Annotated in this window: 12 protein-coding genes and 1 pseudogene; 4 read left to right on the top strand and 9 right to left on the bottom strand. The window is 57.7% G+C overall.

Translation table 11 applies throughout. From position 1 onward, the window contains the following. Window positions 1-103 precede the first annotated feature (103 nt). A pseudogene (locus J3364_RS22615) lies at window positions 104-520 on the top strand (IS30 family transposase); the annotation flags it as partial. Window positions 521-626: 106 nt separating this feature from the next. Here J3364_RS22615 and J3364_RS09585 read toward each other — a convergent pair. The 6 genes from J3364_RS09585 to J3364_RS09610 all read right to left on the bottom strand — a co-directional run bounded on the left by J3364_RS09585 (window position 627) and on the right by J3364_RS09610 (window position 10,862). Continuing rightward, on the bottom strand, window positions 627-1,055 hold the full coding sequence (locus tag J3364_RS09585; RefSeq protein WP_349558146.1) for a hypothetical protein: 429 nt from the start codon (window positions 1,053-1,055) through the stop codon (window positions 627-629). 2 nt (window positions 1,056-1,057) lie between these two features. Beyond that, window positions 1,058-6,109 (bottom strand): RHS repeat-associated core domain-containing protein, encoded by a 5,052-nt coding sequence (locus J3364_RS09590; RefSeq protein WP_349558148.1) that lies wholly within the window; start codon window positions 6,107-6,109, stop codon window positions 1,058-1,060. A gap of 48 nt (window positions 6,110-6,157) precedes the next feature. Further along, entirely contained in the window at window positions 6,158-6,772 is a 615-nt protein-coding gene (locus J3364_RS09595; RefSeq protein ID WP_349558149.1) for a hypothetical protein, read from the bottom strand. Between the two features lie 380 nt (window positions 6,773-7,152). Then, window positions 7,153-8,595, bottom strand: a complete 1,443-nt coding sequence (gene eat, locus J3364_RS09600; protein ID WP_349558150.1) for an ethanolamine permease — start codon at window positions 8,593-8,595, stop codon at window positions 7,153-7,155. Window positions 8,596-8,622: 27 nt separating this feature from the next. Continuing rightward, window positions 8,623-9,456, bottom strand: a complete 834-nt coding sequence (gene eutC, locus J3364_RS09605; RefSeq protein WP_349558151.1) for an ethanolamine ammonia-lyase subunit EutC — start codon at window positions 9,454-9,456, stop codon at window positions 8,623-8,625. Next, window positions 9,453-10,862 (bottom strand): ethanolamine ammonia-lyase subunit EutB, encoded by a 1,410-nt coding sequence (locus J3364_RS09610; RefSeq protein ID WP_349558152.1) that lies wholly within the window; start codon window positions 10,860-10,862, stop codon window positions 9,453-9,455. Before J3364_RS09610 ends, eutC begins: the two co-directional genes overlap by 4 nt. Before the next feature lie 480 nt (window positions 10,863-11,342). Here J3364_RS09610 and J3364_RS09615 point away from each other — a divergent pair, with 480 nt between their 5' ends. Both J3364_RS09615 and J3364_RS09620 read left to right on the top strand, forming a co-directional pair. Next, on the top strand, window positions 11,343-12,296 hold the full coding sequence (locus J3364_RS09615; RefSeq protein WP_349558154.1) for a helix-turn-helix domain-containing protein: 954 nt from the start codon (window positions 11,343-11,345) through the stop codon (window positions 12,294-12,296). Window positions 12,297-12,388: 92 nt separating this feature from the next. Next, a complete protein-coding gene (locus J3364_RS09620; RefSeq protein WP_349558155.1) occupies window positions 12,389-13,000 on the top strand; it encodes an FMN-binding negative transcriptional regulator in 612 nt (203 codons plus the stop codon). Window positions 13,001-13,088: 88 nt separating this feature from the next. Here the strand turns inward: J3364_RS09620 and hmuQ are convergent, their stop codons facing one another. Next, entirely contained in the window at window positions 13,089-13,391 is a 303-nt protein-coding gene (gene hmuQ, locus J3364_RS09625) for a heme-degrading protein HmuQ (RefSeq protein WP_349558156.1), read from the bottom strand. A gap of 229 nt (window positions 13,392-13,620) precedes the next feature. Here hmuQ and J3364_RS09630 point away from each other — a divergent pair, with 229 nt between their 5' ends. Continuing rightward, the gene (locus tag J3364_RS09630) at window positions 13,621-14,535 is read left to right on the top strand and encodes a glutathione S-transferase family protein (RefSeq protein WP_349558157.1); all 915 of its coding nucleotides are present in this window, start codon (window positions 13,621-13,623) and stop codon (window positions 14,533-14,535) included. Window positions 14,536-14,546: 11 nt separating this feature from the next. Here the strand turns inward: J3364_RS09630 and lpoB are convergent, their stop codons facing one another. Both lpoB and J3364_RS09640 read right to left on the bottom strand, forming a co-directional pair. Further along, window positions 14,547-15,161 (bottom strand): penicillin-binding protein activator LpoB, encoded by a 615-nt coding sequence (gene lpoB / locus J3364_RS09635; RefSeq protein ID WP_349558158.1) that lies wholly within the window; start codon window positions 15,159-15,161, stop codon window positions 14,547-14,549. Beyond that, a complete protein-coding gene (locus J3364_RS09640; protein WP_349558159.1) occupies window positions 15,158-15,562 on the bottom strand; it encodes a DUF1425 domain-containing protein in 405 nt (134 codons plus the stop codon). The genes lpoB and J3364_RS09640 overlap by 4 nt, the downstream gene beginning before the upstream one ends. Window positions 15,563-15,566 lie beyond the last annotated feature (4 nt).

A 15,566-nucleotide genomic window follows, 5' to 3' on the forward strand; every position in this document is an offset into this window, starting at 1 on the left:
CCGTTGCCCCAGGCCCAGCCACTAATCGGTCCGAACGGAGCATACTCCACACCATCCAACAACGTTTGGCCATCGACCGACACGCTCTCCAGCCGGTCGCGGTCGTAGCGGTTACTTGCTCGCCGGCCATCTGAAGTCGTTTACGGCCAGCCAGACAGCGCGCACCGTGATTTGGCTCTTACAGCCAACTCGGGGTGTCGCGAAAACGCTGACGCTGGACAACGTCAGCGAGTTTGCGGAACACGAACAGATGGCTAGAGAGTTGGGTTTGGCGGCCTATTTCTGTGCCCCATACTGCTCGGGCCAACGTGGCACGAACGAAAACACCAATGGCTTGCTGCGACAGCACTACCCGAAGGGGGCGGACTTCGCCAAGCGGTCTCAAACGCACATCAACCGAGCGGTTGGGCAGTTGAATAACCGGCCCAGAAAACGGCTGGACTACCGGACACCGGCAGCGGTATTTTGGGGCGAATACTCCGGAGCGCTATCAATGAGCGGTGCTGCGGTTATTGGTTGAATCCACGCTTTGATCAGCTCCTGCCCAAACCACCTTTTGGAGCAAAGCTTTGAACAAAACTAAAAAGCAACGCATTAATATTGCAAAATTCTGCACACTGCCTTCATTAATTACTTTGCTCATCAGGCGAACGCTTCACTCGACTACGCAGCATAGTCCCCTCTTCACAATTTAAATTCTCCCAAAAAAGTCGCAACACGTCTTCGGAATCCGGATATAGCTCAAGCACTTCCTGCGGAGTGCTCGAGCCTTCCTTAATATTTTTGTTCCAAACTCGAAATATAGCCCATGACATTATTTCAAGCAGCTCTAGAAAGACTTGCCTCTCCAAATCCTCACATTGAGATCGCAAATCAAATAATGCATCTTCTATTTCGCTATAAACACTGTAAGGTGGCAAATAACTCCCCTTGACTTGCACCAAACCGCTTTTCACCACAACTCGCTTTGGAAACAGTGAAATAACCCTAGCCATGAGTTCTCTATCGTTAAAGGTGACATCTAAGTCAAGCACTTTTCGATGCAACTCATTCATTTTCAATCCCTCAACCTTTTGCCATTTACGTCATATGTACCATTTCTTTGCCGGCCCTTTTGCCAATCTTTAGCTTTATCCCACTTCTTCCATGCACTCCCTCCGTGAGACCTATCGCCTCCCCTATCTTTTTCAAAAATAGGTTCTTTTTCCCCTCTGGGTCTATATGCTTGGTTAGAACCTGGAATTTTTTCCCAATTATCAGGATCACTACTTGGACAACTTTCATTAGAGCTGTCCTCATCAGAAATTTCTTCATTGTAGTAAATATTCTTAATGGAATTAGCTATGGAAAGTACCGCGGCAGTACCAGCACCTGCCCAAAGCACATCCGCCACCGCAATACCTGCCCCACCAATCACTACAACGAACTGGCCAGAGGGATCAGTGTATACAAGAGGGTTTTGAGCGGCATACCCATAGGTATTGATGCCTCCCGCAAGCCCAATTGGATCGCTCTGAGAATACCGTCCAAGTGCTGGGTCATACGCCCTGTAATAGTTGTAATTGAGCCCGCTTTCTTTATCCCAATACTGCCCCGGAAACCGCAGATTGAATTCAAGATCGCGACCATCTCCATCGACGTCCTCGTTTGGCGAACTATCCCCAAACGGACGTGGCTCCCATTGCCACAAAAGCTCACCAGACTGATCCGTTATGGCTACAGGCGCATCAATCTGGTTTGAACTGACGTAGTAGAGCTCACCGTCTTCAAGCAGACCAACCGGCTTGTTACCTGCCCAAACGATCTCTTGGGAAGCATTCCCCTGATTGTCATATTCCCCCATCAGGTTTGCACCGTCATAGACGAAGCGAGTCTTGGCCTCTCTTTCGATCTGTTGGCCAAACCGACAATGCAGGAACCGCTCGAGGAACCAGTTGTGGGTGAGATGCGTGGCCATGCAGGAAATGTCCCGATGGTTCACCTTGCCATCCTGATTAAGATCGGCTCGGACCGGCGACTCTCTGCGATGAATAAACTCCAGCAGGGTCAACAAATCCGCAACGGATTTTCTGCCATCCTGGTTGAGGTCTGCGCTAATGCGATAGGTTTCGTGGGTTCGCTTGAAAGCTCGCGCACCCATGGCGTTGTATCCGTACTCTGCAGTATCACCGCCATCCACGCTGACCAATCGATTCCGGGCATCGTACTGGTAGGTATGTTCACCATCGTTAACCGTGTTTCCGCGGCCATCATAGCTGTAGGCGATGCCGCCGACGGTCTTGAGAACGTTACTTTCCGGCGAGTAGGTCAGTTCACGCTCGGCGCCGTCGACGGTTTCCCAGGTGCGATTGCCATTGGCGTCGTAGTCGTATCCCAGACTGAAGTCATTCGACAGCGCCACCTTCAACCGGTTTTCGGCATCGTACTCAAAGTGTTGCTCGTCATTGCCGAGAATCGAAACGATGTTGCCGAGTGCGTCGTATTCGAAGTTACGGGACTCATTCGTTGCTGTTTTCAGGTTGCTAATCCGACCGTTGTTGTCGAACGCCCTGTTCATGGCGAGACCGTTGCCCCAGGCCCAGCCACTGATGGGCCCGAATGGAGCGTACTCCACACCATCCAACAACGTTTGGCCATCGACCGACACGCTCTCCAGCCGATCGCGGTCGTAGTGGTATTCAGCAACAGCGCCAGAGGGATAAGTCAGACGGGAAAGTTTCCCGGATGGTGTGTACTGATAGCTCATCGATAATTCGACGCCATCGGTGGAAACATGCCGTCGGGCTGCAACCCTGCCCGCCTGGTCATATGTAAAATAGGTTGTCCCCGATGAATCCTTAATCAAGGCAACACGACCAACGCCGTTAACCGCCGTGTCGTAGATGTATTCGACAGACTGACCATCTTCATAGACAACCTGCGATATACGGTTTAGGGCGTCGTATTCGTAAGTGGTCGTCAGACCGTCGCCATCTGTCTTTGAGACCAGATTCCCAGCATCGTCGTAGCTATAGGCTGTCTCGCCGCTATCAGGACTTTGACGCTCGATCAGCAATCCGGTGTACGCATCATATTGATACGTCGTCGATGCCGAATTCGGAGCTGTAACACTTTGCAACTGATTGTCGTGCGCATACCCGTAACGGATGATGCCATCGGCGGCATTCGTCTCGGATTCCAAACGACCGCTAGAGTCGTAACTTCTGTTCAGGGTTTTCTGATCCGGACGCAATGTCTGTGTCAGCCGACCTTGAATGTCCCGGGTAAACGCAGTGACGTTGCCCTCACCGTCCGTCGCGCCTGAACGAAGGCCATTCGCAAAATAGTCAAACTGATTCTGATGGCCGGACGGATTGACCACCTTGACTAGGTTCCTGACGGCATCGTGCGCATACGTTGTCACCTGGCCATAGCGATCCGTGTAGGAATGACGATCCAGGCGATCCCACTCAACTGACTCTGACGTTCCGTCGGGATAGGTCACCTTTGTGAGGCGATCCAGTCCGTCATACTGGTAGCTCAATGTGTAATTATTCGCGTCTGTATATGACTGAACGCGACCGACATTGTCATGGGAGTATTTGGCGACAACGACATTGTTCGGATCGGTGACGCTGAGCAGATAGCCTTCACTATCGTATGAAAACACCGTTTTCTGGCCGAGCGCATTGGTTACCGACGTCAGTTGCCCGGCTTCATTGTAGGTGTACTGAGTCTTATTGGAGTTGGCATCGGTATAGGAAAGAGGTTGATGCTGCTCATTATAGGTATAGCTGGCCAGCGTGATGTAACCGTTGCTGCTTTTCCGCTTAACACGGAGCAAATCAATCTGATTTTCGGCGTACTCGTAGGTGAGTTCCCGCCCCTCAGGATCAACCTGACGTGTCAGGTTTCCATAGTCGTTGTAGGATTTCTGGGTTAGCTGTGTGGAACCATCCGGAAGCACGCGAGCAATCTTGGATGGCTTATCGAAAGTCCCTTCTGCGCCTTCCCAATTTTGTCCGGGGTAATTAAACCAAACCCGGCTTTCAAGCGGTTCCTTGATGCTCTCCTGAACCCCTATTGTCATTGACGTGTTGGTGCGCTTATGGAACCAATGACGAATCCTGGCCTTGGAGTAATCCCCCGGCGCCCGCTCCATCGCTTCCTTGTCCCAGTAGAACGTGTTCCGGCTGTTTATATACCGGTTGAAAGCACTGATCCCGGAAGGGACTTTTGATTCGCTAAAGGGAATACCGCTGGCAGAATGCCGATATTCAACCCGTTCCTTGTGACCTTCAGGGTCGGTAACCACCAGCCAACGGCGCGTACCACTCTGGCCCGAACTGAAACGGGTTTCCCCGTAAGGCGTCACCATCTTTTCAATAAACGTACCGTCGTAGGCGAAACTGGACGTCATCCCAACGGCATCAGTAATGCTGATCAGGCGACCGTTATCGTCATACTCAAAGGCGGTGGAGCGTCCGAAAGGATCTGTGACACCAGAGATCAGTAAAGGATTCTCAGGCTCCTCGTATTGAAGCTCGCTGCTTCTACCAAGTGCATCCGTGATCTTTGTGAGGCGTTGCTGCTCGTCATATTCGAGTTGAACGGCATTGCCGTGAGCATCAATGACCTTCGTAAGAAAGATTCTTCGTGGATAGTATGTGCTGTCGTCCGAGTACCCATAGACATAAACGCGACCATCAGGCATGCGACGCTCATAGGTCACCGGCGAAGCCGAAGTCATGACAAGCTGGGCCCCGGTACGCTGCTCACTGGCAAAAGCCCCCGAACCGGAACTGTAACCGGAATAATCCCGACTGCCGCCACCCGGCAAATAGGCACGAACACGGCGACCTACGCTTTGCGGATCGTCCTGTACATAAGACAACCAGTTAAACGTCCACTTTGGCCCCAGATTGCTAAACGTATAAGTGGCTGGTTGGTAAGCCGCGCGTTGAATGTAGGAGAGAGACATCCCGATTTGTGGGCCGACGGGCGGCGAATAACTCAGCGGTGTATCGATTATGTTCAAGCTCACGAGCATTGAGTGAACGCGATAACGCGGCATGCCTTTGCTATCGGAACATGGGTCGTCACACTCGGTCACGTCATCCGTTGTCAACTGGTCGGGTTGGCTGCTTGAAGTGTTGCCTGCCCCCATAATCCGGGCTGCCGTTTCGGCAGAAACTGTTTTCCATTCACTCGAATTATCTTCAATCAGAAAATATCCGCTTGATTCTGCTTCCAAAGCCGCTTTATTCATCCATCGAAGCTTATTGAAGGCAGGGTCAAAGACTTGATACCGGCCCTTTTTCTCATCCAAGACCGCAGCGAAGTGACCCACTCGCAAATGCATTACGGAGGGCACTGGGATAGTCGCCGCGGGGTCACGGTGAACTGCGCGTGTTTTCGCACCTTGGGTTTTGGCAATCGACTGAAGCTGGGCCAGTGACGTTCCACTTGGTCCAGCATCGAACTGGTCCAATGTGGGGGAGAAAAGATCACGCCCGTCTTGTTTCGCCAAAAACGTATCCAGTGCGACGATGCCGCAACGCAAAACCGCTTCAGGCACATTCTCCATTTCCCAAAGCCCGGAGCGGGCCTGGGCCACCAACTCGGTAATGGAGGCTGATGCAGGTGATTGATCGACCCCCTTCAAAAGCTCAGCAACCTTATCCCGGTGCCCGAATTTCGTATGCAGAGCAAGCAGCTCGCCAAGAGCACGCTCTGCAATCACTTGTTCACGTGGACGATCCGCAGACTTGCCAGCGCGAACGGCGCTCTCCAGCAACGTCAAGGCATCCGAGTAGTAGCCTGCCTGTTCCTTGGCCATACCCATATTGAACATCAGGGAAGCTTTCCACGGGCTATCCGGCGACAACGCAAGATAAGACGCCAGTGGTTCGATATCAGCGGGGTCGCCTCCTTTTCGATAACGCTCAACAGCCTGATTCAGCACCTGGCGCTGAGATGGATTCGGTTCATTGAACGCCACCAACGGTTCATGGAAGACACCAAACCGTGATGATTCCAGCGTTTCAGCTTGATCGACGATATTGCCGTAACTCGACAGGGGAAGAGCGATGAGCAACCCCAAGAGAGAAGAGCGAAGTATCCATTTCATGATTCAAAGTCCTTTCTGCGTTCAGTGCACGATTCACAAATTTTGCGACTACAACGGGAAATAGGTTTCGGGGTCCACCTTCCTAACCGGCGTCAAAGGCTTCCCGGTTTCTGGATCAAGGCCGATGCCATCCTTGACTCGGTAGACGCCGGGAGCGTATCGATTCGGGCAATCTTTATCATCGGCGCGACAGAGAACGGCAATACAACCAAACAAATCCCAGTACAGGCGAGCCGTCTTACTCTCGAATGTGGCTGACATGGGTTCGTCAAAAAGGTGGGATGTATAGCGCGCAAAATCACCGGGGTAAATTTCGCTTGTCTCAAATTCCTCCCGAGACATTAACAGCGTCAACTCAGTTGTCTCGCCGTCATTTGGCACAGCAATGGACATGACCTGTACAAGCTTAACGAAAGCTGATTCATCATCGGGGAGTGTCGGCCAATAGCCATGCGATTTCGCCCACCGAAAAACCTTAATCGCCTCTTTATCACTGGCTACTGCGGCCACTTCACCAACGACAAGATTTGGATAGGTGCCACGAGCAAACAAATTGCAGTGATTTTCATCGCAGTCAAATGAATCTGCCGAAGCCGCAGAAGACCCCAGAGTCAGTAATACAAAGAGAACTTTGGCAAAGACATTCTTAAACAGATTATTCACATTCATTCCCTGAAATATCGATGTGCAAATCCTGAGCACTGTATTCCCGAGAGACCGGAAAGTTCATATCGCGGAACTTTTCAGACTCTACGGCGCAAAGCGGCAAAACGATAAGGAAGCTGGCAATAACCTTTCCTGTTTGCCAGATTCAGTAGAAGAGTTGGTCAATCCTTGTACCCTTCACTGCACTAATGAACAGAAGTTAATCTTTTTATCAGCCAAGGGCACGGCACGCAAGGCGAGGCTCGGCAGCTTTACAATTCTTAACGAAATAGCCACCAAAACCAGGAACTTTCGGAAACATCAATTTTCAACTTGGTTTTTAACAATAGAAAGGCCGGAAGGTTTCCCCGCCGGCCTTTTTCACTTCATACACGTCTTCAGGCCTGAGCTGCCCGCACCTCCGGACTCGTCTCGTCCTCTTCATCCAGCGCATGCTCGGCATCCAACACCAGAGCCAACTCTTCCTCCGCCGTCTTGGCCACCAGATGGTTCTTGCCGTAGACGAAGTAGTACACGGCGCCGATCACGAACAGCACGATGGTGTAGTTGAAGGCGCGCGGGTCGAACGCGTAGACACCGGTCATGGCCACCAGGGACAGTGCCAGCGCGATGCCGGAGGTGAACATGCCGCCCGGCGTCTTGTAGGGGCGTTCCAGATCCGGCTTACGCAGGCGCAGCAGGATGTGGCTGCCCGCCATGAGCGCGTAGGAGATGGTGGCGCCGACCACGGCCATGCCCAGGATCAGGTCGCCTTCACCGGTCAGTGAGACCAGGAAACCAAACACGCCCGGCACAATCAGCGCCCAGACCGGTGCCTTGCGTTGGCTGGTCAGCGACAGGGCCTTGGGCAGGTAACCGGCCCGGGACAGGGCAAACACCAGTCGGCTGTAGCCGAAGATGATGGAGAAGAAGGACGCGATCAGACCCGCCAGGCCCAGCACGTTGATCACCGTCGCCAGTGTGCCCTGCCCGGTCGCCTTCAGCGCATCCACCAGCGGCACGCCACTCGCGCCGATCATCTCGGCCCCGGACGCCCCGGCCAGCAGGAAGACCACCAGAACCGCCGTGAACAGTAGGAAAATCATGGCGCCAATGATGCCGCGGGGCATGTCGCGGGTCGGATCCTTGGACTCCTCGGCCGCCAGCGGAACACCTTCCACGGCAAGGAACAACCACATGGCGAACGGCAGCGCCGCCCAGACCCCGTACCAGCCGAACGGCAGCACATCGCTGGCGCCCGCGGCGGCCGACGGCGCAATGTCGAACAGGTTGGCGGCATCGAAGTCCCCTACCAACGCGACGGCTGTCGCGAGAATGGCAAACACCGCCAGGCCGCTGATCACCATCATCACCTTCAGGGCCTCGCCCACGCCGGCCAGGTGAATGCCCACGAACACCGCATAAAACAGCGCGTAGACCCACGGCCCGTTGACGCCGAGCAGTTCTTCCACCGCGGCCCCGATAAAGATCACGATGGCCGCCGGTGCCAGGGCGTATTCGATCAACACGGCCAGGCCGGTCAGGTAGCCACCGGTCGCGCCCATGGCGTGGCGGGCAAAACTGTAGCCGCCGCCGGCCGCGGGAATGGCCGCGGACATCTCCGCCAGTGACAGCACCAGCGCAAAGTACATCACCGCCATCAGCACCATGGCGATGGCGAAGCCGCCCCAGCCCGCCTCGCCAATACCGAAGTTCCAGCCGGCGAAGTCGCCGGAAATCACATAGGACACGCCCAGGCCCGCCAGCAGGATCCAGCCGGCCGAGCCCTTCTTGAGCTGGCGCTTGGCCAGGTAATCGTCATCTACATGGGGTGTTGTCATGATCATTCTCCGAGAAGCGTTAATTTTTTAGTTCGTGAGGAAGTTCTTGTTATCAGAGGACGCATCGACCACCGCCGCCTCTTCGGTCCGATCCTTCAGACCGACCCCGGACAGCTTGAGGCGGAAGGCCTCACGCACGAGGTAGAGGAGGCGCTGGCTGGCGGACTCAAATCGCAGCCCCGCCGGACGCACGTTGGAAATGCAGTTACGGTCGGCGTCGTTGAGGCCGGGCCGCGGATTCCAGGTGAGGTACACGCCGAGACTGTCCGGCGAACTGAGCCCCGGGCGCTCCCCGATCAGGACCGCCACCGCCCGGGCATTCAGGGCTCCGCCAATCTCATCCCCGATGGCCACGCGGCCCTGCTCTACGACGGTGATCGGCGCCAGCTTGAGATCCACCGGCTCCCGCTCCAGGTCCGCCAGGAACGCGCGGAGGAACGGGACGGCGTTGTTCTGAACGGCGGATGACGACAGGCCATCGACCACCACCAGCGCCAGATCAAAGGCTTCACCGGCATCGTCGGCCGCAGCCACCACCTCGTTGCGGGAAGCCTCGGACAGCTTTCGCCCCAGATCCGGCCGCTGCAGATAGGTGAACCGGTCCTCCGACTGGCTGTGCAGACGCATCGGCAGTCCGGTGAGGTGTTTGTCCTCCAGCGCGGTGAGTTCGGCCAGCAGCGGTTCCACGTCCAGGGGGAAGTGCACCGCGTCCCGGGCCCGGGCGTGGGCCAGCTGGAACTCGAGCATCTCGGACGTGGGCAGGCTGATGCCGGCGCGCCCCAGGCCGATGCGGGCATCGGTGTACTGGCGCAGCACGCGCCAGGGATTGTCGATCACGGGCGGCTTGGGTTGATCACTCATGCGGCACCTCCACCGGTCAGGCCCTTGAGACTGGGTCCGAACAGCCCGGGCACGCCGGCGCTGGGTTCGTGGCGACGCACGTCATCGAACACGCCCATTGTCTCCAGCCAGGCCTCGAATTCCGGCGCCGGACGCAGGTCCAGGGCCCGGCGCGCGTAGAGTGCGTCGTGGAAGGAGGTGGTCTGGTAGTTGAGCATGATGTCGTCCGACCCCGGGATGCCCATGATGAACGTGCAACCGGCCACGCCCAGCAGGGTCAGCAGGTTGTCCATGTCGTTCTGGTCGGCTTCGGCGTGGTTGGTGTAGCAGATGTCGCAGCCCATGGGCACGCCCATCAACTTGCCGCAGAAATGGTCTTCGAGCCCGGCGCGGATGATTTCCTTGCCGTCGAACAGGTACTCGGGACCGATGAACCCCACCACCGTGTTCACCAGCAGCGGATCGAATGCCCGGGCCACAGCGTAGGCGCGGACCTCGCAGGTCTGCTGGTCCAGGCCGTGATGGGCATCGGCGGACAGCGAGCTACCCTGGCCGGTCTCGAAATACATGACGTTCTGGCCGACGGTGCCGCGTTTGAGTCCCAACGCTGCATCACGCGCTTCCTTCAATGTGGACAGGTCGAACCCGAAGCTGCGGTTGGTGGCCTCTGTGCCGCCGATCGACTGGAACACCAAGTCCACCGGCGCGCCCTGCTCGATGGCCTCCAGCGTGTTGGTCACGTGGGTCAGCACGCAGGACTGGGTGGGAATCTCATATTTCCGGATGACCTCATCCATCATCCGCATCAGCTTTGTGGCCTGGGCCACATTGTCCGTGGCGGGATTGATACCGATGACCGCATCGCCGTTGCCGTAGAGCAGACCGTCGAGAATGCTGGCGGCGATCCCGGTCATGTCGTCCGTGGGATGGTTGGGCTGCAGCCGGGTGGATAAATGACCCGAGAGGCCGATGGTGTCCCGGAACGCGGTCTCCACCCGACACTTGCGGGCGACGAGAATGAGGTCCTGGTTGCGCATGATCTTGCTGACGGCGGCGACCATCTCAGGCGTCAGGCCCGGACGGATGCGGGTCAGCATCTCGCTGGAGGCGGCATCTCCGAGCAGCCAGTTGCGGAAGTCGCCCACGGTGAGGTGACTGACCGGTGCGAAGGCGTCGGCGTCATGGGTGTCCAGGATCAGCCGGGTGATCTCGTCGTCTTCATAGGGCACCAGTGCCTCCGTCAGGAACGTCTTCAGCGGCACCTCCGACAGACACATCTGGGCGATGACCCGTTCTTCCGCCGATTCGGCCATCACCCCGGCCAGCCGGTCCCCGGACCGGGCCGGCGTGGCCTTGGCCATCAGATCGGCCAGGTCCCGGAACTGCCAGGTCCGGGGGCCAAGCGTGTAGGAATAAGTGTGTTGCATAGCCTTGTCCTGTGTGGGCGTTCCCCGCAGTTCGCGTGAGCCAGGGAACAGAACTTGCCTGTCTTTTCACTGTAACCCCGGCCTCCGGGGCGGGTTATCGAAATTTGGCAAAGTTGAAATGACACTAAAGTGCCATGTCATTAGGCATAAAGGCGCGGTGGCGGAGGTGAGCAATGAAGACCATGCTAGTTGTGTCCCTTAATACAAGTTCGCAGCATTTCAGCGTGCCGTACGAAGTCCCTGGCAAGGCGCGGCTCGCCGGGAATGGCCGTAGCCCTTGCCAAGAGTCGCAACACCGCCAGGGGCTTCGTATGGCTCGCCCTTCGGGAGCCTGTATCAGGCACTACGACGGCGTTGCGCCCCTTGGCAATAGAGCCACATTCCCGGCGGAGCGCGCCTTGCCGTAGAGCCTGATACAGGCTCTGAAATGCTGCGAACTTGTATTAAGGGACACCAGCAAGCGAAGCCCCGGAGGTGATCGTGCACCATAAAACAAGAAAGGTCGCACCGGTTCGGTGCACCGCCATTACCGACGATGCCCATGAACAGGCCGACAACCTGACCAACTGGGACCAGCAATACGACCAGGTCAGCCCCGGCCGCTTCTACGGCCGCATCGACGAGCTGCATCTGGGCGCCATGCAGGTCTACAACGAGCACAGCAGCCACGCCCTGCGCCAGCAGTGCCTGGTCTGGCCCGATGCCATCTGGTTCGGTATTCCGAGCAATTGGGAGGATTGCCGGGTCAACGGCCAGAGCCTGGAGGCGACCGACATCCTGTGCCGGCCGGGCAGTACCCAGTTCGAGCTGGTGACGCCCGCGGCTTTCGATATGCTGGGCATCGTCGTGCGGGAGAAAGACCTGATGACGGCGGCTGCCGCCCAGGGCATCGACATCTCCACCGAGGACGCCCGCCAGGTGGCCCGCCTGCGCCTGCCCGAACAGACGCTGACGAACGTGCGCTACCTGATCGGGCGGATCGTGCAGTCCAACCCGGAACGCCTCGATGGCTGCATCCACCGGGATCTACTGATGATGGCCCTGCTGGAAACCCTCGAACGGGAAACCCCGAACGGTGCGGTGCCGCCCAGTTATCTGCACCGCAAGGCGGTGGTCGAACGCATCAAGGATTACGTGGAACAGGCCAGCGACCTGCCGGTGACCATGGCGGAACTGTGCGAACAGGCCTGCGTCAGCCGCCGCACGCTGCAGTACAGTTTCGAGTCCATTCTCGGGATTAGCCCACTCCAGTTCCTGCGGGTCACACGCCTGAACAGGGTCAAGCGGATGCTCAGCACCGGCGGTTCCGACTCAGTGTCCGACGCCGCGGGTTACAACGGCTTCTACCATCTCAGCCAGTTCTCGGCGGACTACAAGCAGCTGTTCGGCGAGTTGCCCTCGCAGACGCTGGCCAGGCATGCAGCGCCGGCCTGACTGTCATGGTTCTGGAAGCATCCATCTGTCCCTTAACCGAGAGCCGAAGACTTTCTATACTCGCCTAACCGCCATTCGTCAGGGAGCCCATCGTGTACACCCCGAAGCACTTCGCCGAGACCGACTTTGAACGTCTACAGGCCTTTATTCGAAGCCGTGGCTTCGGAACGCTGGTGACCGTCGGACCTGACGGCCCAGAGGCCAACCACATGCCGCTCCACCTGGATGCGTCCGGCAGGCTTCAATGCCATGTGGCCCGCAACAATCCCGTCTGGGAGCAGATTGTCGAGTCACCGAACGTGCTGGTGGTTTTCCAGGGGCCGGACGCCTATATTTCGCCAAACTGGTATCCCACCAAGCAGGACACCGGCAAGGCCGTTCCCACGTGGAACTACCAGGTGGTGCATGCGTACGGGCAGGCCACGCCTATCCAGGACCGCGACTGGCTGTGGACACACCTGAACCACCTCACCGACCTCCACGAACAGGGTCGCCCGGAACCCTGGTCCGTGCGCGATGCCCCGGCGGATTACCTCGAGAAAATGATGGGCGCGATTGTGGGGCTGGAGATCACCATCGATCGCCTGGAAGGGAAAACCAAGGCCAGTCAGAACCAGCCGGAGCGGAACCGGGAAGGTGTGAAAGAAGGGCTGGCGAACAACGGTGGCGAAGCCGCTCTTGCGATGGCTCGGGAAATTCCCTAGGTCGCGCTCGACACGAAAGTCGAGCACACCCGGGAAGAGCTGGCCGGATGCGCCCAACGATGAGCCTTGGCGGTTAATCCAAACGTGGCTACAGCACGGACTTGAAACCCTCGAACTGCGGCGGCCCCAGATAGATGTCCTTGGCCGGCTTCGCATTGGCGTGCGCTTTGCGGAAGGCCTCGGACTTGGTCCAGTTGACGAAGGCCTCCTCCGATTCCCAGACGCTGTGGGAGGAAAACAGGGTGTGATCCTCGTGGCTTGGCCCCTGCAGCAGATTGAAACTCTTGAAACCGGGCGCCTCGTCGAGATGGGTTTCCCGGTTGCGCCAGATTTCGATGAATTCGTCCTCTTTGCCCGGGGCAATGCGGAAACGGTTCATGGCGATGTACATAGGCGTCCTCTCTGTTGAGTTCATTGAGTCCGTGGATGTGCGTCACTGTAACAAGTGTGCCGATGGGTTCGAACGACCGGTCATCGCCGATCGTTATAGCCGCGTATGGGAATGGAGGCCAAAAACGGCGAATCGTTCAAAAATCGGGGCAAACCGTCCCGGGAACGGATGATTCCGACGTTGGTCCTGTGTAATGTCATCGACCCAAACGACCTCCCCGGAGCACACCATGTCTGACCTGATCCTCCATCACTATGCCCTGTCCCCTTTCTCGGAGAAGATCCGGGGCATGCTGGGCTACGCAGGTTTGAAATGGCAATCCGTCACTGTGCAGGAGATGCCCCCGCGACCGGAGCTGGAACCGCTGGCCTCCGGCTACCGCAAGATTCCGGTGGCCCAGATCGGCGCCGATGTGTTCTGCGATACCCGCACCATTACCCGCGAAATCGCCCGCCTGGCCGGCAAGCCGGAGCTGGCGCTGGACAACAATCCGGCCGAGGTTCAGGACTTCGTCCGGGTGGTGGACCTGGAAGTTTTTCTCGCCTGCGTGATTTCTGCCAGCGGTGGTGGCTTGCTGTTCAAGCTGGTGCGCAGTACATCCATCCTGCACACCTACCGCTTCCTGAAGGACCGTATTGCCATGGGCAAGCAATCCCGGGTGCGGGCGATGAACCCGAAACAGGCCAAGCAGCGGGTGGCAGAGCATGTCACCGATCTTGAGCAGCGTTTAACCCACGATTTTCTGTTTGGCGATACACCATGCGTGGCCGACTTTTCGGCGTATCATGGGCTCTGGTTCGTGGTTGACCTGGCGGGTAAACCGGTGCTGAAAGACGCACCCCGCGTCCGGGCCTGGATGGATCGTATGCGCGCCTTCGGGCACGGCACCGAGGAGGCGATCAGCGCCGAAACCGCCATTCGCGAGGCCTACAAGAGCCAGCCCCGCGCCCTGCCGGAATCACAGGCCAATGCCGCCATTGGCCAGGCTGTCACCATCACCCCGGACGATTACGGCCGCATTCCGGTCACCGGTACCCTCGTGGCGGACGACGGCCACGGCTGGATCGTCGCCCACGACCACCCCCGCGTGGGGACGGTGAATATTCACCTGCCCCGGCAGGGCTTTACGCTCGAGACCGCCTGAGACATCGCCGATTACCAGGCGACGGTGTCGTTGGGACCACGCTTGATGATCGGCGTTTCGTTTTCCCATATGGCCAGGCCGCTCTTGAGGTCGGTCAGGCTGAGCTGGAAGTAGTATTCCACCTGCTGCTCATCTTCAACCTTGTGGTTGCGCTGGATGATCTTGCCCGAAAGGCTCAGATCCGGCGCTTTCAGGGTGCCTTTCTGCTGCACGCCGGACTGGTCGAACTCGTCGTTGTTGCGCAGCTCCCGGGCCTGCTGGCTCATCTGGTCCTCGGCGCCGTCGACGCCTACCGCTGTGGTGGTCACCACTTTGCCGGAGCGCAGCAGGGCCACGCGGATTTTCTTGGTGAGCTGGTCGGTGTCGATGCGCTGCATGGTGTCGTTGGTGATGCGGCTGACCGCCATGATGTACCGCTCACCGGAGGGGTTATCCACAGCGCCGCTGGACAGCAGATCCTGCACCGCGTTGTCGGCGGCCCGCTCGAAGTCCCGATAATCCAGTGTCATCGCGACAGGACCATCATCCGCGGCCGGATCCACATAGCGGGTGTGCGTGGCGCAGGCCGACAACATCAACGAGGCCACGGCGGCCACCATCAGGCTTTTGGTTCCATTCAACATCATGGTGCTCTGTCCTCACGCAGGTGCAACTGGTAGCTGACGGCCTTTTCCTGTGGAGCCGTCGCGGTAAAGAAGCGGGTCTGGTCCCGCAGGATGCGGACCGGACGGTAACCTTCGCCGACGCCCGGCACCACCATGCCATCCTCGTCGAACCAGGTGACCGCCCATTCCATATCGGTGTCCTGATAGGCCTGGACCGAGAACTGGATGCGCAGCAGACTGCCGCCACTGGGCAGACTGACCCGCTTATCCAGCAACTCCTGGACCTGGACCGACTGGCGAATCTCCGGGTCCACCTTCAGGTCGTCCCGCTGGACGTATTCCCGTTTCGGCTGCACCGGAGCGCAGGCCGCCACTAAAAACGACAGGCAGATGATGCCGATCAGGGCTTTCACTCGTGTCATGAGA

The sequence above is a fragment of the Marinobacter sp. NFXS9 genome (assembly GCF_040148665.1).
GTDB lineage: Bacteria > Pseudomonadota > Gammaproteobacteria > Pseudomonadales > Oleiphilaceae > Marinobacter_A > Marinobacter_A mangrovi.